Source organism: Gordonia sp. IITR100 (assembly GCF_002009645.1).
Taxonomy (GTDB): Bacteria; Actinomycetota; Actinomycetes; order Mycobacteriales; family Mycobacteriaceae; genus Gordonia; species Gordonia hongkongensis.
In genome coordinates this window covers 22,119-41,936 of record NZ_MVKV01000012.1, presented here as the reverse complement: position 1 = coordinate 41,936, position 19,818 = coordinate 22,119, and the positions used below count along the sequence as shown (strand labels likewise).

Annotated in this window: 20 protein-coding genes; 3 read left to right on the top strand and 17 right to left on the bottom strand. The window is 68.7% G+C overall.

Annotation, left to right across the window (positions count from 1 at the left end):
- Positions 1 to 147: 147 nt before the first annotated feature.
- Both secA and raiA read right to left on the bottom strand, forming a co-directional pair.
- Complete coding sequence (gene secA, locus B1818_RS16355) at positions 148 to 2,976, bottom strand: preprotein translocase subunit SecA (RefSeq protein WP_068970072.1); 2,829 nt, start codon at positions 2,974 to 2,976, stop codon at positions 148 to 150.
- A gap of 152 nt (positions 2,977 to 3,128) precedes the next feature.
- On the bottom strand, positions 3,129 to 3,950 hold the full coding sequence (raiA, locus tag B1818_RS16350) for a ribosome-associated translation inhibitor RaiA (protein WP_078113326.1): 822 nt from the start codon (positions 3,948 to 3,950) through the stop codon (positions 3,129 to 3,131).
- A 395-nt stretch (positions 3,951 to 4,345) separates the two neighbouring features.
- On the opposite strand from raiA, the gene B1818_RS16345 reads away from it, so the two are divergent.
- Complete coding sequence (locus B1818_RS16345; RefSeq protein WP_139363039.1) at positions 4,346 to 4,975, top strand: ComF family protein; 630 nt, start codon at positions 4,346 to 4,348, stop codon at positions 4,973 to 4,975.
- Positions 4,976 to 4,992: 17 nt separating this feature from the next.
- On the opposite strand, the gene lpqB is transcribed toward B1818_RS16345, so the two are convergent.
- From lpqB to mtrA, 3 genes are read right to left on the bottom strand one after another with little or no spacing between them, the layout of a single operon-like run.
- Positions 4,993 to 6,741, bottom strand: coding sequence for an MtrAB system accessory lipoprotein LpqB (gene lpqB / locus B1818_RS16340; protein WP_078113325.1), 1,749 nt, complete (start codon positions 6,739 to 6,741; stop codon positions 4,993 to 4,995).
- Positions 6,738 to 8,411: an MtrAB system histidine kinase MtrB gene (gene mtrB, locus B1818_RS16335; protein ID WP_058251944.1), complete on the bottom strand. Its 1,674-nt coding sequence runs from the start codon at positions 8,409 to 8,411 to the stop codon at positions 6,738 to 6,740. Before mtrB ends, lpqB begins: the two co-directional genes overlap by 4 nt.
- Positions 8,408 to 9,094, bottom strand: coding sequence for an MtrAB system response regulator MtrA (mtrA, locus tag B1818_RS16330; RefSeq protein ID WP_091344371.1), 687 nt, complete (start codon positions 9,092 to 9,094; stop codon positions 8,408 to 8,410). The genes mtrB and mtrA overlap by 4 nt, the downstream gene beginning before the upstream one ends.
- 89 nt (positions 9,095 to 9,183) lie before the next feature.
- Here mtrA and B1818_RS16325 point away from each other — a divergent pair, with 89 nt between their 5' ends.
- Both B1818_RS16325 and B1818_RS24485 read left to right on the top strand, forming a co-directional pair.
- Positions 9,184 to 9,837 carry a dTMP kinase gene (locus B1818_RS16325; RefSeq protein WP_078113324.1) on the top strand — a complete coding sequence of 218 codons (654 nt, stop codon included), beginning with the start codon at positions 9,184 to 9,186 and terminating at the stop codon, positions 9,835 to 9,837.
- Between the two features lie 379 nt (positions 9,838 to 10,216).
- Positions 10,217 to 10,732, top strand: a complete 516-nt coding sequence (locus B1818_RS24485; protein WP_139363035.1) for a hypothetical protein — start codon at positions 10,217 to 10,219, stop codon at positions 10,730 to 10,732.
- Between the two features lie 80 nt (positions 10,733 to 10,812).
- Here the strand turns inward: B1818_RS24485 and ahcY are convergent, their stop codons facing one another.
- From ahcY to B1818_RS16260, 12 genes are all read right to left on the bottom strand, one after another.
- Entirely contained in the window at positions 10,813 to 12,282 is a 1,470-nt protein-coding gene (ahcY, locus tag B1818_RS16315) for an adenosylhomocysteinase (protein WP_058251947.1), read from the bottom strand.
- A gap of 108 nt (positions 12,283 to 12,390) precedes the next feature.
- Positions 12,391 to 12,570 carry a methionine/alanine import family NSS transporter small subunit gene (locus tag B1818_RS16310; RefSeq protein WP_058251948.1) on the bottom strand — a complete coding sequence of 60 codons (180 nt, stop codon included), beginning with the start codon at positions 12,568 to 12,570 and terminating at the stop codon, positions 12,391 to 12,393.
- On the bottom strand, positions 12,567 to 14,144 hold the full coding sequence (locus B1818_RS16305) for a sodium-dependent transporter (protein WP_058251949.1): 1,578 nt from the start codon (positions 14,142 to 14,144) through the stop codon (positions 12,567 to 12,569). The genes B1818_RS16310 and B1818_RS16305 overlap by 4 nt, the downstream gene beginning before the upstream one ends.
- 188 nt (positions 14,145 to 14,332) lie before the next feature.
- Positions 14,333 to 14,635, bottom strand: coding sequence for a WXG100 family type VII secretion target (locus B1818_RS16300; protein ID WP_058251950.1), 303 nt, complete (start codon positions 14,633 to 14,635; stop codon positions 14,333 to 14,335).
- 46 nt (positions 14,636 to 14,681) lie between these two features.
- Positions 14,682 to 15,005 carry a WXG100 family type VII secretion target gene (locus B1818_RS16295; RefSeq protein ID WP_065631840.1) on the bottom strand — a complete coding sequence of 108 codons (324 nt, stop codon included), beginning with the start codon at positions 15,003 to 15,005 and terminating at the stop codon, positions 14,682 to 14,684.
- A gap of 118 nt (positions 15,006 to 15,123) precedes the next feature.
- Positions 15,124 to 15,954 (bottom strand): ESX secretion-associated protein EspG, encoded by an 831-nt coding sequence (locus tag B1818_RS16290; RefSeq protein WP_078113322.1) that lies wholly within the window; start codon positions 15,952 to 15,954, stop codon positions 15,124 to 15,126.
- A complete protein-coding gene (locus B1818_RS16285; RefSeq protein WP_078113321.1) occupies positions 15,951 to 17,009 on the bottom strand; it encodes a PPE domain-containing protein in 1,059 nt (352 codons plus the stop codon). The genes B1818_RS16290 and B1818_RS16285 overlap by 4 nt, the downstream gene beginning before the upstream one ends.
- 77 nt (positions 17,010 to 17,086) lie before the next feature.
- Entirely contained in the window at positions 17,087 to 17,398 is a 312-nt protein-coding gene (locus B1818_RS16280; protein WP_065631837.1) for a PE family protein, read from the bottom strand.
- Complete coding sequence (locus B1818_RS16275; RefSeq protein ID WP_254859724.1) at positions 17,395 to 18,687, bottom strand: hypothetical protein; 1,293 nt, start codon at positions 18,685 to 18,687, stop codon at positions 17,395 to 17,397. The genes B1818_RS16280 and B1818_RS16275 overlap by 4 nt, the downstream gene beginning before the upstream one ends.
- Positions 18,688 to 18,734: 47 nt before the next feature.
- Positions 18,735 to 19,043, bottom strand: coding sequence for a type VII secretion target (locus B1818_RS16270; RefSeq protein WP_058251955.1), 309 nt, complete (start codon positions 19,041 to 19,043; stop codon positions 18,735 to 18,737).
- Positions 19,044 to 19,101: 58 nt separating this feature from the next.
- On the bottom strand, positions 19,102 to 19,413 hold the full coding sequence (locus B1818_RS16265) for a YbaB/EbfC family nucleoid-associated protein (RefSeq protein ID WP_078113319.1): 312 nt from the start codon (positions 19,411 to 19,413) through the stop codon (positions 19,102 to 19,104).
- Positions 19,414 to 19,421: 8 nt separating this feature from the next.
- Positions 19,422 to 19,802, bottom strand: a complete 381-nt coding sequence (locus tag B1818_RS16260; protein ID WP_078113318.1) for a hypothetical protein — start codon at positions 19,800 to 19,802, stop codon at positions 19,422 to 19,424.
- Between the last annotated feature and the right edge of the window lie 16 nt (positions 19,803 to 19,818).

Sequence of the window (19,818 nt, the reverse complement as noted above, 5' to 3'; positions counted from 1 at the left end):
CCAGGAGTGGACGCATGGGATTTGGACGCACGGGGCGGCGTCCCGGTTCCATCGAATCCGAGAAAAACGTCGACGGTCGGTCCCGGACATCTCCGGGACCGACCGTCGGCGGTCACTGCTGGTGGCGGCACCCGCTTGGGGCGCCGGTCAGCGGCGCTGCTTCTTGGACTTCGGCGGCTTCGGCCGGGACCCCTTGGTGGTGGCGCGGGCCGCGGCGCGGCGCTCGCGACGGCTGGCGGATTCCGCGGCGCCCGAGAGCTCCTCCTCCTCGGAGTGCACGACCGTACCGCCGCCCTCGCCCGGGCCCGAGTATGTGACCGCCGCGTCCGCCGACTGAGTCGGGGCCCGCAGGGCGGCCGGGGCCTGAGCACCGGAGTCGGCGGCCGGAGCGGGAGCGGGCACCGGTGCCGGGGCACCCGCGCCCACGGCCGCGCGCAGGTCGGCAGCACTCGGGAGCGGTTGCTCGGCCGCCGGCTGCTGTGTCTGCACCTGCGCGTTGAACAGGATACTCAGCGTCTCTTCCTTCAAGCCCTCGAGCATGCCGTGGAACATGTCGAAGCCCTCGCGCTGGTACTCGACGACCGGGTCTCGCTGGGCCATCGAACGCAGGTGGATGCCCTCGCGCAGGTAGTCCATCTCGTACAGGTGGTCGCGCCACTTGCGGTCGAGCACGCTCAGCAACACGCTCCGTTCGAGCTGTCGCATCGCGCCCTCGCCGGCGATCGCGTCGATCTGCTTCTCACGGGTGTCGTACGCGGCGCGCGCGTCGGCGACGAGCTTCTCGCGCAGCTCGTCGGCCGAGATGTCATCGCGCTCACCGTATTCGGACTCACCGACGACATCCTTCGGATCGAGCTCGATCGGGTACAGCGCACGCAGTGCGGTCCACAGCTCGTCGAGATCCCAGTCCTCGGCGTAACCCTCGGCGGTCGCACCGTCGACGTAGGCCCCGACGACGTCGTCGACCATCTGCTTGACCTGCTCGTGGTGATCCTCGCCCTCGAGGATGGTGCGGCGCTCGGCGTAGATGACCTTGCGCTGCTCGTTCATCACCTCGTCGTACTTGAGCACGTTCTTGCGCATCTCGAAGTTCTGCTGCTCGACCTGCGTCTGCGCGCTGCGGATCGCCTTGGTCACCATCTTCGCCTCGATGGGGACGTCGTCGGGCAGCCGGTTCATGATCGCCTCGAGCGCACCGCCGTTGAATCGACGCATGAGCTCGTCGGCGACCGACAGGTAGAACCGCGACTCACCCGGGTCGCCCTGGCGGCCGGAACGGCCGCGCAGCTGGTTGTCGATACGGCGTGACTCGTGGCGTTCGGTGCCCAGCACGTACAGACCGCCGGCCGCGCGGACCTCCTCGGCCTCCTTCGCGGCGTCGGTGCGGGCGACCTCGATGGCCTCGTCCCACGCGGCCTCGTACTCGTCGGGGGTCTGCACCGGGTCGAGACCGGCCTTGCGAAGCCGGGTGTCGGCGATGATGTCGGGGTTGCCGCCGAGCACGACGTCGGTACCGCGACCGGCCATGTTGGTGGCCACGGTGACCGCGCCGAGCCGACCCGCCTCGGCGATGATCTGCGCTTCCTGCTCGTGGAACTTCGCATTCAGGACGCTGTGCGGGATCTCGCGCTTCTTGAGCTGGCGGGAGAGGTATTCCGAACGCTCGACGCTGGTCGTACCGATCAGGACAGGCTGACCCGTCGCATGGCGCTCGGTGACGTCGTCGACGACCGCGGCGAACTTCGCCTCCTCGGTCTTGTAGATCAGGTCACCCTGGTCCTTGCGGATCATCGGCTTGTTGGTCGGGATCGGCAGCACCCCGAGCTTGTAGATCTGGTCGAACTCGGCGGCCTCGGTCTCGGCGGTACCGGTCATCCCGGACAGCTTCTCGTAGAGGCGGAAGTAGTTCTGCAGTGTGATCGTGGCGAGCGTCTGGTTCTCGGCCTTGATCTCGACGCCCTCTTTCGCCTCGATGGCCTGGTGCAGGCCCTCGTTGAAGCGACGCCCGTCGAGCACGCGGCCGGTGAACTCGTCGACGATCATGACGTTGCCGTTGCGGACGATGTAGTCCTTGTCGCGCTGGAACAGCTCCTTGACCTTGATCGCGTTGTTCAGGTAGCTGACCAGGGGCGAGTTGGCGGCCTCGTAGAGGTTGTCGATGCCGAGGCGGTCCTCGACGAACTCGACGCCGGCCTCGTGGACACCGACGGTCTTCTTCTTGATGTCGACCTCGTAGTGCACGTCGCGCTCGAGCAGCGGGGCGATCCGCGCGAACTCGGTGTACCACTTGCTCGACCCCTCGGCGGGGCCGGAGATGATCAACGGGGTACGGGCCTCGTCGACGAGGATCGAGTCGACCTCGTCGACGATCGCGTACGAGTGGCCGCGCTGGACGAGGTCCTCGAGCGAGTGCGCCATGTTGTCGCGCAGGTAGTCGAAGCCGAATTCGTTGTTCGTGCCGTAGGTGATGTCGGCGGCGTAGGCCTCGCGCCGCGCGGCCGAGCTCATGCCGGTGAGGATGACGGCGGTGTCGAGACCGAGGAACCGGTGCACGCGGCCCATCCACTCGGAGTCGCGCTTGGCCAGGTAGTCGTTGACGGTGACCACGTGCACGCCGTCGCCGGAGAGCGCGTTGAGGTAGGCCGGGAGCACACAGGTGAGCGTCTTGCCCTCACCGGTCTTCATCTCGGCGATGTTCCCGTAGTGCAGCGCCGCCCCGCCCATGATCTGCACGTGGAAGTGCTTCTGGTCGAGCACTCGCCACGCCGCCTCGCGGGCGACCGCGAAGGCCTCGGGCAGCAGCTCGTCGAGCGACGCCCCGTCGGCGATGCGCTCTCTGAACTCGTCTGTCTTGGCACGCAACTCGGCGTCGGTCAACGCCTCGACGTCATCGGACAGCGTCTCGACGTGCGATGCGATCGCATCGAGTCGCTTGACCATGCGGCCTTCGCCGACACGCAACAGCTTGTTCAGCACCGTGGATCGAGTCCCTCACCTGTAGAAAACACACGGAATCCGGCCCGCGCGAACGCACAGACCGGATCCCATGGTACCGAGGTGAGCTGAGCAGACCCTGATCGGATCGTCGGACATCGACCGGATGACCGCCTGCGGGGCCCGCTCGGGCGTCAGGTCAACCTGATGAGCCCGTAGTCGAAGGCGTGCCGGCGATAGACGACGGACGCCTTGTCGGTCTCCTTGTCGTGGAACAGGAAGAAGTCGTGGCCGACCAGTTCCATCTCGTAGAGCGCGTCGTCGACGGTCATCGGCACGGCCGTGTGCTCCTTCACGCGGACGATCTGACCGGGTGTGTATTCCTCCACGCCGTCGTCCCACTGTTCGGCGGAGTCGGCCGCCGTCGAGTTCGAATCACCGACGAAACCGTCCACGGAGAGCTGGTTGTCGCGGAGGGGCGGCGCACCGATCTCGGTGGCTTCGGCGACCGAGAGCGGCCGACGGTTGCCGTGATGGACGCGGCGGCGGTCCTTGACGCGGCGCAGCCGGGACTCGACCTTGTCGAGCGCGTGTTCGAGGGCGGCGTAGAAGTTCTCGCCGCAGGCCTGCGCCCGGACGATCGGCCCCTTGCCCGTCGCGGTGATCTCCACCTGTTGACAGACCTTGGACTGTCTCCGGTTGCGCTCGTGGTTCAGCTCGACGTCGAATCGGTAGATGGTCGGATCGAATCGCTCGAGACGAGCGAGTTTGTCGCCGACGTAGATGCGGTAGTGGTCGGGGATCTCGACGTTGCGGCCGCTGAACACGACCTTCGCGGTGGGTTCGGCCGGCTCGTCGGCGTCCACCGTTCCCGGTGGGCGGACGAAGGCGAACTCCGGATCGTAGGAATCGTTCTCGGTTGATCGGCGGTCGGGCACGGGACCCTCCTCCACGGTCGGCCGTGGGTCGGCGGTCTTCGGTTCGCGCTGGCCTTTGCGGTGGATGACTGTGGACATTCAACTACCTCCTGAATTGTCCCGAAGCCGGTTGAATCGCCGTGATCTGTTGTCGCACTGGCGATTCGAACGGCACCGAGGATGTGTCCATGTCAGCTGACAGCTGACACTCAAAGACAGGGGCATCACCTCCCGGCAAAAGCGGTCGTGGCCGGCACACCTCGACGGCCTCCGGCAACCTGCTGTACCCCCGACCGTAGCCGCAAGTTCCGGTATCGGCCACGTTTTGCGGCGCGGCGTCGGCATGTCGGGACGAACGGGCACGAGATCCTCCCGCGAGCACCCGTGCCCCGGTTGTGCACAGCCTCGCCCACCGCCCCGCACACCTGTGCGAGGTGCACTACCGTCGGCGCGTGACGTGGCGCCGGCAGGTCTTCGAGGCGGGAACCGATCTGATGTTCCCGATGGTCTGCGGCGGGTGCGGTCGACCGGGTACCCGGTGGTGCCGACGATGCGAGCGCGCGTTGTCCGACGCCCCGATCGCGGCCCACCCGCGGGTCGCGCCCGGCGTCCCGGTCTGGGCGCTGGGCCGGTACCGCGGTCCGCATCGGCAGGCGATCATCGCGCTCAAGGAACACGACCGTCGCGATCTCGCCCGGCCCCTCGGCACCGCTCTCGCGCTCGGTGTCCGCGTGCTGGCCCGGTGGGGTGAGCTCCCCGACGCCGAACGGATGCTGCTGATCCCGGCACCGACCCGCCGGATGACGGCGCGGCGGCGCGGCGGGGACCCCGTCACGGCGGTGGCGGCGAACGCGGCGCCCGCACTGGGCCGACGGGTACGGGTCGCACCGCTGCTGGTGACGTCGGCGACGGCACGGGACTCCGCCGGACTCGACGCCCGGGCCCGCGCCCGGAATCTACGCGGCGCCGTCCGGCTGCGCTCCGGCGCCGTCCCGGCCCCCGGGGCGAGCGCGATCCTGGTCGACGACGTGCTGACGACCGGCGCGACCGTGACCGAATCGGTGCGCGTGCTCGCCGAGACCGGCGTCGACGTCGCGGCGGTCGTCGTGCTCGCAGCTGCCTGACGGTAGCGGCTCGGATTTCAGGGCAGGACCGGGATCGCGCCCTCGATCATCGCCGGCTCGACCTCGGTCCAGTACTGGTCGGGTTGGCCGTTGCTGCTGCCGAGTCGCAGCACACCGCGCTGATCGCCCACGTAGATCGTCGAGGCGTTGGCGACCACCGCCCGCACCGGCGGTGACACGTTGCCGCTCAGCAGGCCGACCGCCGGGGTGCCGTCGATCGACAGTTGCACGACCGGCGACTCGGGTGCCTCGCGCGCGATCATCAGCGTCGTCGGCGACGCCCAGTCCACCGAGACCGCGCGGTTGCCGATGTTGTAGGCCGCGATCCGCGGGCTGGTCAGCGACACCTGGCCCTCGGTGTTGGTCGACAGCACCGCGAAGACGATCTGTCCGCCGACCACCAGTGCGGTGCGCACACCGTCCGGGGCCACCTGCATCTCGGTGATCGCGCCTCGCGCGACCGTAGGAATCGCCGAAGCCTCGACGGGCACGGTGGCGGTGCCGTCGTCGTCGCGTTGCCATTGGATCGGTTTGCCGTCGACGACGACCCACACGGTGTTCTCGTCGGAGCCGAACGACGGCCGGGTGATCGACGACCCGCCGACGATCGGTCCGACGTCGCCGCCGTAGTCGCCGATCACCAGTTCGAGCCTGCGCTCGGGTCCGGACAGACTCCGGACCGCGGCCACCCGCGCCCCGTTGTCGGAGATGGTCGCCGACCGCAGATCGCGCGCCGACCCGAGCGGCCCCTGCACCGGCACGGTCGCGGTGTCGGTCACCGCTCGCAACGCGCCGCCCGTGACGATGTTGAGCCCGACATCGGTGGTCGTCACAGAGTTCGGATCGAAGGCCCGCACGTCGGTGGTCTGCCATCCGGAGGCGCGTTCGGCGGCCAGCGGCGCGCCGTCGGCGTCGATGACGTAGGGCCCGGATATGTCGGCGCCGTCGAGCGTCCAGATGATCTGCGCCGCCAGCAGGTTGCGATCCCGCGCGGGGGCGCTCCCGATGCCGTCGAGATCCACACGCACGCCGCCCCCGGCGAGGCCGACGACCGGACCCCGCAGCGCGGCTCCGTTGGGGAAGCCGCTGTCCACTGCCGCCGCGAGGTCCGACGCGGGTCCCGCGATCAACCGGTTCACCAGCACGGTCGGGTCGGTCGCCTGTCCCGCGTAGAGCCAGCGCGGGTCGGGGACGAGCCGGCGCCCGGTGCGGTCGCTGTAGTACAGCGAGACCGGCCGGTAGGTGCTGTCGAACTGGTCCCGGTCGATCATCGTGCCGTTCGGCAGGGGCCCGTCGATGCGCCACTGGTCTCCCGAGCGGGTGAGGCTGATGCTGGTCTCGACCCGTCCCGAGGCCGGCAGCAGCTGACCGTCGGACTTGAGGGTCCCGACGTTGTCGCCGATGAGCCGCATCCGCACCGAGTCCTCGTTGCGCTGGTCGACGAAGGTGTTGATCTCGTCGACGATCAGCGCATCGCCGCGGTCGTCCCACTGCTGCGAGGCGACCGAGGTCAGGAAGGCGCGCGCCGAGCGGTGCGCCGAGTCGGGATCGACGGTGGACTTCAGGAAGGCCCGCACCAGGGCCTCGGGATCCATGTCGGCCTGGGGCACCGGGACGGCGTTGGTCGCGCCCTCCCGTTCGAACGATTTGATCGGCTGGGGAGACGAGTCGTTGGGGATCGCCCCGCACGCGGTGACCAGCAGCAGCGCCGCGATGCCGAGCGCCAGCGCCAGGACGGCGCGGCCGGACCGGGATGACCGCATCATTCGGCACCCGCTCCCGGGCCCGCGGCGCGCCCACCCGTCCTGGGCGCGGATGTGCGCTGCAGGGTGCCCACCGACTTCAGGGGCAGCGGCGAACCGAGGACCTTGTGCCCGCGCACGAGCGGCAACGTCAACCGGAAGCACGCGCCCTTGCCCGGTTCACCCCACGCCTCGAGGCGCCCCTGGTGCAGGCGGGCGTCCTCGATGCTGATGGCCAGGCCGAGGCCGGTACCGCCCGAACGCCGGAATCGCGACGGGTCGGATCGCCAGAACCGGTTGAACACCAGCTTCTCCTCCCCCGGCCGCAGTCCGATGCCCTGATCGCGCACGGTGATGGCCACCGCGTCACCATCCGAACGCATGGTGAGCGTCACCGGTTTCCGTTCGCCGTGATCGATGGCGTTGGCGAGCAGGTTCCGCAGGATGCGTTCGACGCGACGCGGATCGATCTCGGCCAGGACGGGTTCGGCCGGGAGATCGAGGACGAGCTCGGTGCCGGTCTCCTCGGCGAGGTGACCGACGGTGGCCAGGGCACCGTCGATCGGGATGGCCATGTCCATCCGCTCGGCGGCCAGTTCGGCCATGCCGGCGTCGTGACGCGAGATCTCCAGGAGCTCGTTGAGCAACGTCTCGAAGCGGTCGAGTTCCTTGTCCAGCAATTCCACCGACCGCTTGCGGACCGGGTCGAGATCCTCGCGGCCCTCGTAGAGCACGTCGGAGGCCATCCGCACGGTGGTCAGCGGTGTGCGCAGTTCGTGGCTGACGTCGGAGGTGAACTGCCGCTGCAGTCCGCCGAACTCCTCGAGATGGGTGATCTGCTTGGACAGGCTCTCGGCCATGTCGTTGAAGGACATCGCGAGCCGGGCCATGTCGTCCTCACCGCGGACCGGCATTCGCTCCTTCAGCCGGCCGTCGGCGAACCGCACCGCGATCCGCGACGCCGACCGCACCGGGATGACGACCTGACGCGACACGAGCCACGCGATCGCGGCCAGCAGACCGAGTAGCACGATGCTGCCCGTCAGCAGCGTGCCGCGGACGAGGTCGAGCGTGTTCTGTTCCGCCGTCAGCGGGAACACCAGGTACAACTCGAGGCCGGGCACCGAGGCGTTCGTGGGACTGCCGACGATCAGCGCCGGCGCCCGACCCCCCGTCCCGTCGGGGACCTGGGTGTACTGGTATGCCACCTGACCGCCGCGGACCATGTCCCGCAGGTTCGACGGCACCTCGGCCGTCGGCCCGACGCCGCTCGCGACCCCGTTGTCGGACCCGCCCGGCACCAGCAGGACGGTGTCGAAGGCACCGACGGCACCTGACGCCTGCCCGGTGTCGGCGTCCCGGTCGGTGAGCAGGGACCGCGTCTGACGCAAACGGTTCTGGACGGACATGTTGCCCGCGCCGCTCGACAGATCGCGCTCCACCGAGATGCGGGCGCGATCGATCTCCTCGGTCGCCGCCGCCAGCTTGACGTCGAGCAACCGGTCGGTGATCTGGGTGACGAGGACGAAGCCGAGAATGAGGAGAACGACGACCGACAGCACCAACGTGGACACCACGACCCGCAACTGCAGCGAGCGCCGCCAGATGTGCCCGAAGGCACGTCCGACAGCGCCGGCGGTGCGGGTGAAGCGTCCGAGAGTGCTGTTGACCCGTCGTCGAGATCGACCGATCACGGCGGGCCGGCCTTGTAGCCGACCCCCCTCACCGTCAGGACGACCTCGGGATTCTCCGGGTCGGTTTCGACCTTCGCGCGTAACCGCTGGACATGCACGTTGACGAGTCTAGTGTCCGCCGGATGCCGGTATCCCCACACCTGTTCGAGGAGGACGTCGCGGGTGAACACCTGACGGGGCTTGCGCGCGAGCGCGACCAGCAGGTCGAACTCGAGCGGGGTCAGCGAGATCGGCACGCCGTCGCGGGTGACCTTGTGCGCGGGCACATCGATCTCCACCGGGCCGATCGACAGCAGCTCGGCCGGTTCCTCGTCGGTCCGGCGCAGGCGCGCACGCACCCGGGCGACCAGCTCCTTCGGCTTGAACGGTTTGACCATGTAGTCATCGGCGCCGGATTCCAGGCCCAGCACCACATCGACGGTGTCGGACTTCGCCGTCAGCATCACGATGGGCACACCCGAATCGGCACGCAGCACACGGCAGACGTCGATGCCGTTCATGCCGGGCAGCATGAGGTCGAGAAGCACCAGATCGGGACGGATCTCCCGGACCGCGGTCAGAGCCTGTGTGCCGTCGCCCACCACGAAGGGCTCGAAACCCTCGCCGCGCAACACGATCGTCAGCATCTCGGCGAGTGCGGCGTCGTCGTCGACGACGAGGATGCGGGGCTTCATGTTGTCAATGGTGACATCACCGTGATGAAACCGTGGTGATCGACGCGCCGGGACGGACGTTCTGACCCGATTGGTTCCGTCCACCTAGACTCCCCCGCGTGGGTCAATTGATTGCCGTGGAAGGACTCGACGGCGCCGGCAAGAACACCCTGGTCACCGGTCTGATCGACCGATGGTCAGCGGTCGGACTCCGGGTCGCGACGTTCACCTTCCCCCGCTACGGCCGGTCGGCGACCGCCGACATCGCGGCCGAAGCGCTCCACGGTTCGCACGGTGACCTACGCGACAGCGTCTACGCGATGGCACTGCTGTTCGCGCTCGACCGGGCCGGAGCGGTCGGGGACATCCACGCCGCCACCGAAGCCCACGACATCGTGATCCTGGACCGCTATGTCGCGTCCAACGCCGCCTACAACGCCGCACGTCTGGAGCAGGGCGCCGGCGGTGAGATGGTGCGGTGGGTCGTCGACCTGGAGTTCGGCCGATTCGACATGCCGGTCCCCGATCGCCATGTCCTGCTCGGGGTGCCACCGGAGGTCGCGATGCAGCGTGCTGCGTCGCGCGCCGACCAGGACGCGGCGCGAGCCCGGGACGCCTACGAACGCGACGACGCCCTGCAGCGCCGGGTCGACGCCGTCTATCGCGAACTCGCGGGGGACGGCTGGATGTCGCCCTGGTACCTGTTCGACGGCGAGGATGTCGCGGGCCTGGCCGACGACCTCCGTACCGACCGGACAGCACCGACCGAATGACGCGTCCGATGACCTCGCGGCGCCCTTTCGATAGCCTTGAACCACCGATTCTGAAGGGCGTTTCATGACCTATCAGCCACCGCCACCAGGTGGTGGACCGCCGCCGTACGGTCCGCCGGGCCCCGGCCGGCCGGGCCCGGGTCCTCAGGGTTCGGGCCCGCCGGGTCCCGGCAGGCAGGGCCCCGGTCAACAGGGTCCCGGTCAGCAGTACGGCCCGGGTCGGCAACCAGTGCCCGGTCCGCATCGCCCGGGGGGATACGGCCCTCCGCCCGCCCCGTACGGCCGCCCCCCGTTCGCCCCGGGACAGTACGGTCCCTCCGCGTCCGGGACTCCCGGCTTCGGAGGCCCGCCCGGCCCGCCGCCGCGTGGCAACACCGGGGTGATCGTCGCCTGGGTGCTCGGCGGCGTCGCGATCGTCGCGGTGATAGCCCTGGTGCTCACGGTGGTGGTGACCAGATCGTCGTCGGACGACACCGTGGTCGCCGGTTCGTCGAGCGCGACATCGGGCCCGACCTCCGCCTCCGACGACCCGCCGCCGAGTGAGAGCGGGTCGGAGCCGGGATCGACCGACTACACCGCCCTTTCCGAGATCCGGGCGGCGTTGCTCGCCTACATCACCGCCCGCAACGAGCGCGACGTCGCGCGCATGCGCGCCGCGGTGTGCACCCAGTCCCGAGACCGGATCACCGGCGTACCCCCTGCCGACGGCGGAGACATCGTTCTCGACGGCTTCCTCGACACGGTCTTCGACGGCGACGTCGCCCAGTCCGAGGTCGTGTCCCACCTCGAGAAGGGCACGGAGAGAACGGCATCGGAGAAGTCGAACGAGCGCTTCCTCAAGGAGGAGGGTTCGTGGATCTACTGCCCCGACGCCGAACCCGACATCGGAACCTGACTTCGGGAACCCGGCTTTCGAACCCCCGGTCATAGAAAAGGAGCCCCACCGAGGTGGGGCTCCTTTTCTATGCCGATCGATCAGTAGCGGTAGTGCTCGGGCTTGTACGGCCCCTCGACATCGACGTTGATGTACTCGGCCTGCTCCTTGGTGAGCTTGGTGAGCTTGCCGCCGAGCGCCTCCACGTGGATGCGGGCCACCTTCTCGTCGAGGTGCTTGGGCAGGCGGTAGACCTCGTTGTCGTACTCGTCGTTCTTCGTCCACAGTTCGATCTGCGCGATGACCTGGTTCGAGAAGCTGTTGCTCATGACGAACGAGGGGTGACCGGTCGCGTTGCCGAGGTTGAGCAGACGGCCTTCGGAGAGCACGATGATCGACTTGCCGTTCTCGAAGATCCACTGGTCGACCTGCGGCTTGACGGTGATGCGCTTGGCACCCGACCGCTCGAGGCCGGCCATGTCGATCTCGTTGTCGAAGTGGCCGATGTTGCCCAGGATCGCCTGGTGCTTCATCGCCCGCATGTGCTCGAGGGTGATGATGCCCAGGTTGCCGGTCGAGGTGATGACGATGTCGGCGTTGCCGATCGCGTCCTCGACGGTGACGACGTCGAAGCCGTCCATCAGCGCCTGCAGCGCGTTGATCGGGTCGATCTCGGTGACCTGGACGCGGGCGCCCTGGCCGGCCAGCGACTCCGCGCATCCCTTGCCGACGTCGCCGTAGCCGCAGATCAGCACCTTCTTGCCGCCGATGAGGACATCGGTGCCGCGGTTGATGCCGTCGATCAGCGAGTGGCGGGTCCCATACTTGTTGTCGAACTTCGACTTGGTGACCGAGTCGTTGACGTTGATCGCCGGGAACGCGAGGTCGCCGGCGGCGGCGAACTGGTACAGCCGCAGCACACCGGTGGTGGTCTCCTCGGTGACGCCCTGGACCGACTCGGCGATCGCGGTCCACTTGCCCTTGTCCGTCTCGAACCGCTTGCGCAGCAGCTCGAGGAACACCTTGTACTCGGCGGGGTGGTCGTCCTCCGCGGGCGGGACCACGCCGGCCTTCTCGAACTCGGCACCGCGGAGCACCAGCATGGTGGCGTCCCCGCCGTCGTCGAGGATCATGTTCGCCGGTTCACCGGGCCAGGTCAGCATCTCCTCGGCCGCCCACCAGTACTCCTCCAGGGTCTCGCCCTTCCAGGCGAAGACCGGCACACCCTTCGGCTCGTCCGGCGTGCCGTTGGGCCCGACGACGATCGCCGCGGCCGCGTGATCCTGGGTGGAGAAGATGTTGCACGACGCCCATCGCACCTCGGCGCCGAGCGCGGTGAGGGTCTCGATGAGGACCGCGGTCTGCACGGTCATGTGCAGCGAGCCGGAGATACGAGCTCCCTTGAGCGGCAGCACGTCCGCGTATTCGCGTCGAAGCGCCATGAGTCCGGGCATCTCGTGCTCGGCGAGCTCGATCTCCTTGCGGCCGAAGTCCGCGAGGGACAGGTCGGCCACCTTGTAGTCGATTCCGTTGCGGCTGTCGGCCTTCAGCTCGTCCTGAGCAGTCGTCACTTGATCCCCTTGTCGTTCGCGTCGGGCGCCCGTCGATGCAGGCGCGAATGCGTTCGACCCAGGCTAACCGAACGAGCGGGCGGTTCCGAGGGGCAGGTGCTCCGAGCCTCAGGTGTCGCGCGAAGGGTGGGGCCGGGCCGCGCGGTCGGCGTCCTCCCGGACCAGGTCCGGATCCTCCGCCAAGTCCTCCACCTCGGGCCGACGACGGAGGAACACGATGCTCGCGACGAGCCCACCCCACACGATGGTGATCGACACGATGAGCATGACGATGGCGATACCGCTCATCGGACGGTCTCCTTCGTGGACGGGCCGGAGGTGCGGCCGGTGTCGGCCAGCGGTGGCCACGGTAGGAAGTCCGGTTGATCCCGGCCCTTCCAGGACGGCAGGGTGAGCAGCACCGCAGCCACGACGACCAGCGCGATCGTGCCCCAGCCGAAGACGCCGAGGTACCACGTCGGGTATCCCTCGTATCCCTCGTCGATGACCGACCACACCTTCTGCACCAGCATGATCGTGAGGAAGATCGGCGCCACGACCCCGACGAGCGCCAGCCAGATCTTGCCGACCTTGAACGTCGAGACGGCGTTCAGGTGCTGGCGCAGCATGTCTCCGCGGCGGAGCACCCAGATGAGGATGACCGTCATCATGATCGCCGACGCGACGACGCCGACGTTGTTGGCGAACATGTCCACCGTGTCGAGGGCGATCAGGCCCGAGGTCGTGGAGAACAGGGCGATCGAGATCAGACCACAGATGCCGGAGACGCCGACCGCCGCCTTGGTGCGGCTGATGCCCCATTTGTCCTGGAGCGCACCGGACACACCGATCATCAGCGAGATGAGCGAGGTGAAGCCCGCGATCACGAGCGAGCCGAAGAACAGCGCCCCGAAGAACGCGGCGCCCGGCATCTCCGAGATGACGGCCGGGAACGTGACGAAGGACAGGATCGGACCGGTCAGACCCTCGAGATCCGAGACGGCCACCTGCTGCTGGTAGGCCAGGAAGCCGAGCGCCGAGAACACGCCGATGCCGGCGAGGATCTCGAACGAGGAGTTGGCGAACGCGACGACCAGACCCGAGCTGGTCATGTTGGCCCGGCGTCGCTGGAACGAGGCATACGCGATCATGATGCCGAACGCGATCGACAGCGAGAAAAAGATCTGGCTGTAGGCCGCGATCCAGACATCGAGGTCCTTCAGCGCGGCCCATTGCGGGGTGAAGAGGGCGTTGAGTCCGTCAGCGGCACCGGGCAGGGTGATCGCCCGGATGACCAGACCCGCGAACCCGACGAACAGAAGCGGGATGAAGATGATGTTGACCTTCTCGATGCCGTTGGCGACACCGAGGGCCAGGACGGCCAGCACCGCGAGCCACACGATGACCAGGGGCAGTGCGACGCCGCCGACGATGGTCGTCGACACACCCGGATCACCGACCTGGAGGTAGTCCTGGGTGAAGAAGGTAGCCGGGTCGTCGCCCCAGCTCTGGTTGAACGAGAAGACGAAGTAGCTGGCGGCCCAGGCGATGACCGCCGCGTAGTAGACGCCGATGACGAACAGCAGACCGGTCTGGAACCAGCCCAGCGCCTCGACCGGCTTCTTGATGCGTCGGAACGACAGTGGTGCGGTGCCGCGGAAGCGGTGCCCGACCGCGTAGTCGAGGAACAGCACGGGAATGCCCGCGGTCAGCAGGGCGACCAGATACGGGATGAGGAACGCACCACCGCCGCTCTCGTACGCGACGCCCGGGAAGCGCCAGATGTTGCCGAGGCCCACTGCGGAACCGATTGCGGCGAAGATGAAGCCGGAGTTCCGGGTGAACTGCTCCCGACCACCTCCGACGGTCTTGGCAGATGCCACCGCTTACCTCCTCGTCGAGATCTGCGCCCTCGGGGCACGGGTGCCGCGAGGTCTGTAGACGTCGACGCTATCGCACGAAGCGGGACTCCCGCGGGCGTTGGCAGACGGCGCGCCCGAACGCGAACGGGGACCCCGGCGCACGGCCGTGGGGTCCCCGTCCTGACGTCGGGCTACGTATCGGTCGGCGGTCAGACGAGACCGCGGAAACCCGTTCCGATCGCTGCGTCGGTGTCCTGCATGACGCGGCTGGCGTTGCTGACACCCTGCTCCAGCGCGGTCAGCGAGTCACGGGACTGGGTGAAGATCCGATCGAAGGCACCCTGCGCGTCGACGTAGGCGGCCTTGGCCTGCTGGGAGTTCCAGTTCCCGTCAAGGGCGGCGACCTGCGCCTTGAGCTGCGAGTTCAGGTCCTCGAGCCGGGTGAAGGCAGCCCGGAGGCCGCCGCTGAGATCGCCGAGAGCGGCGAAGTCGTAATTGATGGAGCCGTTCATGGTGGGTTCCTTTCGCAGAACGTGAGGTTCGGGATGCGGACCGGTGTCAGACGCTGGTGTTGAGTCCGCGCGCGGCAGCCGCGTCCTGGTCCTCGTAGCCGGCGAAGCCGTTGGTGAGCTGGGTCTTGATCTGCTCCAGCAGCTGGTTCATGGTCAGCGCGGCCTTGTTCCAGTCGGTGTGCGTGCCGTCGAACGCGACACCGGCCGAGCCCTGCCACGTGGGTGTGGCGTTTCCGGCGTGCTGGGCGATCTGGTTGATGACAGTCTTCATGTCCTCGACGAGACTGCCGACCTTGGCTGCGGTGGCCTGTCCGTCCGCGACGTTCACGGTGACGCCGGCGCCGCCGCCTGCTCCGGGCAAGTTCAGCATGAGTGCTCCTCCTGTGTAACGGCACCGTTTGGCGATGCCCCCGTTGGTATCCGTGACACAGATACCCCTGACAGTTGATTCCCGCGGCGGTCTGTTCCGCGGAATCCCCCGATGCGGATCATGGCATCCATTTCCCGTCGGGCAGGGTCTCTATCAACAGGCTGACCGCCTGTGCGATTCGATGACCCGTTCCCGGCGAGAAGGTGGTCCACACCCGACCGTCCGGGGACTTGCTGGGACTGGACACGATTCGACCCCGTTCGGTGTCGAAAATCGCGACAGCTCCAGAAGATTGAGCGAATCGTCCGTCCTCGTTCATCGAGGCGACGACCTCGGTGCGGGTCCGGCACGACGCGAACCCTGCCGAGACGACGACGGCATCGGCCGGTGCGGCGCCGAGCGCGTGCAGGGCGTCGGTCGTCTCGGTGCCCGCCCGACAACGGCCGAGCCGGTCGACGACCTCGTCGGACGGAGCCGAGAAGGCCGTGAATTCAGCTGGCGCCGCACCGGATTCGAGAGCGTCGAACTGCGCCCGCACGACCGCGGCGAGGGCCTCGACGCCGGCGACATCGACGACCGTGACGTCGACGCGACGGCCCGTCCGCGTCACGAGTACGTGGTCGTGGCCGTTGCGCGCCACACAGATTCGGCGAACCGCGTCGTCAGTGTAGGAGCGGATCTCGATCTCACGCTGCGGTTGCGCCAGCACCCGTAGCACCGTCGACGCCCATGGTGTGGGCTCACCGTGCTCGACGAGTTCGAGCGCCGCGATCACCGCGTCGGGGTCGGCTTGAGTGACGTTGGCGGAGTCATTCCCGGTGTCGGACTCCGCGGCAACGTTCCCGAGGTCGAGGACGACCGGCCAGGTCTGGACTCCGAAACGTTCGCCGAGCCGGCACAGGACTGCGGCATCGAACGTCATCCCGGCGTCGTGCACGATCGGCATCATCGGCGTTCACCCGGGTTGCCGAGCATCAGCGTCTCCGACAGGTAGCGCGGATCGACGTCGGGCATTCCGTGCCCGTCTGGCGCCGAGACATAATGCGCAGCAGGACGATCCGACGTGGCCAGCTCGGCCCAGGTCGTCTGTTCCGTGGATTCGGTCGCCACCGAGGGCGGAGGGTCGGACGAGTCCAGTTCGGCGGCGTCGGCGCCGACGGTGCGGACGACCGAACCGCGGTCCGCCGTGGCGACACCCGGGGCCACCGGCGGCGGTACGCCGGGGCCGGTGCCGGGGGCCGACGCCCCCGGAGCGCCGCCGGACGTCGTGGCGGGGACCTGCGATGGTCCGCTCGCGACGATCGTCGGTGCGTACTTCAGCTTCTCGGGCGGCGGCAGGAACACTCCCCCGATGCCCGCGGGCATCGCCGCACCCAGAGGCGCGGCCGGCGCCGGGGTCGGAGGTGGCGCGGCGGCCGCGCGGGCCGCCGCCGCCCGCTCGGCGGCGAGCGCGTCACCGGACACGAGCCCCGGTGCGGGTTTCGCCGATTCCCACGGCGCGGCAACGGGTTCGGTGGCATTCTCGTACGTCTGCATCACACGGGCAGCCCGCATTCGCTGGTGCGCGACCGCACGCTCGGCATGGGCGGCCGCACCGGCGATGATCGGTGCGACCGCGGTGGCGGTGGTTGCGATCTCGTGCAGTTTCTCGACGACGTCGACCTCGGCGAGGTCGGGCATGTTCAACCGCGCGACCGTGATCGCCGCGGCCTGGGCTTCGGCGCGTGTGGCATTCTCGGCCGCCTCGGTCGCGACTTCGGCGAACCACGGGGCCAGCCGGGTCAGCTTCTCGAAAGCCGCACTGGTGTGGGCGGACTGCCAATGTGCCCCCAGGCGTGCCAGCACGGCGGCGTACTCGACACCGGCTTCCCCGACCTCCGCGGCGAGAGCGGCCCAGGCCAGGCCAGCTTCCGCCAGCGGCGCGGGCCCGGGACCGGCGCCGAGGTCGGCGGCGAGCTGTTCGGTCGGGCGGGTGTCCCAGTTGACTCCGGTGAAGCCGATCACGAGCGCCTCCCTTCGATGCCGGCGGATTGTGGATGTGTGAGCGGAATGATGTTGCTACGCAGGCGGTTCGCGCTCTGCTACAGCGCCACCCGGAAGGCGTCCGACGCCTCGGCATCGCCCTCGATGAAGCCGGCGGCCTGCGCGCGGAGTACGGCGGCGATCTTCCGCATCTCCAGAACTCCCGTCGCCGCGTCGGTTTCGAACTTCTCGGCCACCGTCGTGAAACTCTCGGCAGCTGCGGTCGAGACCTCATCGCGACCCTGCGCGGCCACGGGCAACGCCCGACCGGCGGCGGTGAGCGCGTGCTCCAGGCGATCGGCGATCCGGTCGAGGTCGCTTGCCGCCGAGACCAGTTCGGCGGGTTCGACGCGGAGTTGCGAGTTGCTCATACTTCCTCGTTTCGTTTCGGACCGGGCACGCCCAGTCGCAGTTCGATGTCCGGGCTGGGATCGGGTTCTGCGGCTTCCTCATGGCCGATGACCGCTGGCGCGACCTCAGGCGACTCACCGACCACGCGACGGCCGTTGTCCTCGGTGACCAGATAGTCGGGTACCGAGTGCTGGTCGTCCGCAGCGCCCGCGCCCCGCGCGCCGGCGGCACCCATCGGGGCACCGCCCATCGGTGCGCCACCCATCGGCATCGCGGCAGGCGCCGTCACAGGCCTGGCGGTCGTCGATGCGCCGAGCGCGGGTTCGCCGAGGGTGAAGTTCGTCGGGACGGTCGGCCGCGAAGCACCCAGCGGCGTCGCTATTCCGCCCACGCCTCCGATGCCACCGCCACCGCCGCCTCCCCCGCCACCACCACCGCCGCCCGCGCCCTTCGACTTCGGCGACAGCGCAGCCGGGACGACGGCAGGTGAACCGTGTTCGACGTTCAGCATCTTGCTGATCGGTTGCATCAGCGAGGTGGGCAGTTCGGTGGCCGTCGACATCGCCGGCGACACGAAGTCGAGGATCGAGCTGGCCAGCGTGAACGGCGATTGTCCCGCGCCCGCGGTGGGTGCACCGGTGACGGCGACCGGGGCACCGTTTACGGCCATAGCCGTCGTCGGGCCGAGTAGTTCGGCCCGGGTCACCGCGACCGCGGCGGTCGCCTGCGACAGTCCGACGGAGGCGAACCCGGCCGCAGCTGCGAAGCCTGCGCCGACCGCCGGTGTCATCATCATCGGTACCGCGAAGCCGGTGATCTTCGCGACCGTCGCCGCGATGATCCCCTGCACCACTGCCAAGCCCTTTGCCACGATCGCGGCCGCCGTCTTGGTATCCAACGAGATCCCCGACCCCTGCGTGGCCAGAGCCGAACTGTTCGCCCCCGCCTCGGCGGTCTTGGCGCCGGCGCTCACCGCGCCCTGCCCTGCCCACAGCTGGTCGGCGAGTTTGAGTGCGCTCTGCCCCATCGTCATCGACGTCTCGAGCACCTTGGTGAGGCTCTCGAAGATGACGGTCGGGTCGAATCCGCCACCCGAGAGATCACCGGTGCCGAAACCACCCAGCAGATCGGTCATCGGTTTGATGAACATGTCCAGGTTCGGTGGCTGCAGCGGTGGCAGTCCCGGCATCGGCGGCAACGGGGGCAGCACCGGCAGCGGAGGCAGACCCAGTCCGCCCAGGACGTCGGCGACCGTGCGGTCGAGGATCGGGCCGAGCGGGGTCGCCTCGATCATCTCCTGCACCGTCATGTGATTCAGGGCAGGCACATCCGGGATGCCCGGTAGCGGTGGAACCGTCACAGCACCGAACGGATGGCTGCGGCGCTGGCGGCGTCGGTGCCCTCGAACTCGGCGAGACCCGCCGCAGTCGATGCCGCGGTGGCGGCATGCACGGCCGCGAGTTGCCCCACGGACATGAGGTGACTGGCCTGCGCAGCGATGAAGGCGGCGAGGAACTCCTGCCCGATGAGCCCGAAGACGGGGACCATCGCCGCTGTGTTGGCCGCGGCGTCGATCGACCCGGCGGTGCCGACGGCGGTCGCCATCGCGGCGTTCGTGGCGGCGAAGCCCTCGAGCACCTCCGGCGTCACCTTGACGTTCGTCATTCTCGAACCCCCTCGTGGGTGTCAGTCTGATGGATCGGTGTCATGTCGGCCGGGTCCGTCATTCGGCCGGACGAGCGGCCAGCATGTCGCCGAACGACTCGTTGAACTCCTCGGTCACCGCGGCGATCCGGGCGTAGACCTTCTGTGCGGCCAGCGCGGCGGTCGTCACGACCTGGTCGGCCAGCCGGCTCGCACCGAGTTCGTTGGCGCCGTAGGCGAATTCGAGGTCGATGAGCGCGCCCTTGCCGTCCACCTCGGCGGTGACCAGCCCGTCGGACGACGTCTCCCGGACCGAGATCGCGCGTAGCTTCTCCTGAAACCCGTGCAGGCCGTCGAGCTGCCGTTGCGCGCGCGCCTCGAGTTCGTCCATTCCCCAGGTCATCGCTGCAACCACGACGCGGGCGCGTCGGCTTCCTCGTCGTCGCGCCACTCGGCTCGTGCGAGATCGTCCGGGCGGGGCAACTGCATCTCCTGCACGAGGTCCCGGTCGATGCCGGCGGCGAGCAGGTTCTCGCGGAGCCGGATACCGGCGGACATCGCCGCCTGCTGACAGAGTCGGAGGATGTCCCCGGCGAGCAGAACCGGATCCTTGTCGAGTTCGGACGCCTCGATACGAACTGCCACCGGAAGACCTTGCGCGGTGGTCCGGACGCCGAGCCCGCCCGACCGTGACCGCGCGGTCACGAACTCGTGCAACACCGCCCACGGGTCGTCGGGATCACAGTCGACGAGATCCCGAGGATCGTCGGAGTAGGTCATGGAAAGCTGCACCCCC

What these genes read in the sequence shown, in the direction of transcription:
- B1818_RS16290 (WP_078113322.1), bottom strand. Translation starts at nt 15,954, where the DNA reads ATGATGCCGATCGTGCACGACGCCGGGATGACGTTCGATGCCGCAGTC.
- raiA (WP_078113326.1), bottom strand. Translation starts at nt 3,950, where the DNA reads ATGTCCACAGTCATCCACCGCAAAGGCCAGCGCGAACCGAAGACCGCC.
- B1818_RS16300 (WP_058251950.1), bottom strand. Translation starts at nt 14,635, where the DNA reads ATGAACGGCTCCATCAATTACGACTTCGCCGCTCTCGGCGATCTCAGC.
- B1818_RS16345 (WP_139363039.1), top strand. Translation starts at nt 4,346, where the DNA reads ATGTTCCCGATGGTCTGCGGCGGGTGCGGTCGACCGGGTACCCGGTGG.
- lpqB (WP_078113325.1), bottom strand. Translation starts at nt 6,741, where the DNA reads ATGATGCGGTCATCCCGGTCCGGCCGCGCCGTCCTGGCGCTGGCGCTC.
- B1818_RS16270 (WP_058251955.1), bottom strand. Translation starts at nt 19,043, where the DNA reads ATGACGAACGTCAAGGTGACGCCGGAGGTGCTCGAGGGCTTCGCCGCC.
- B1818_RS16295 (WP_065631840.1), bottom strand. Translation starts at nt 15,005, where the DNA reads ATGCTGAACTTGCCCGGAGCAGGCGGCGGCGCCGGCGTCACCGTGAAC.
- B1818_RS16280 (WP_065631837.1), bottom strand. Translation starts at nt 17,398, where the DNA reads ATGAGCAACTCGCAACTCCGCGTCGAACCCGCCGAACTGGTCTCGGCG.
- B1818_RS16265 (WP_078113319.1), bottom strand. Translation starts at nt 19,413, where the DNA reads ATGGACGAACTCGAGGCGCGCGCGCAACGGCAGCTCGACGGCCTGCAC.
- B1818_RS16275 (WP_254859724.1), bottom strand. Translation starts at nt 18,687, where the DNA reads ATGACGGTGCAGGAGATGATCGAGGCGACCCCGCTCGGCCCGATCCTC.
- B1818_RS16260 (WP_078113318.1), bottom strand. Translation starts at nt 19,802, where the DNA reads ATGACCTACTCCGACGATCCTCGGGATCTCGTCGACTGTGATCCCGAC.
- B1818_RS16310 (WP_058251948.1), bottom strand. Translation starts at nt 12,570, where the DNA reads ATGAGCGGTATCGCCATCGTCATGCTCATCGTGTCGATCACCATCGTG.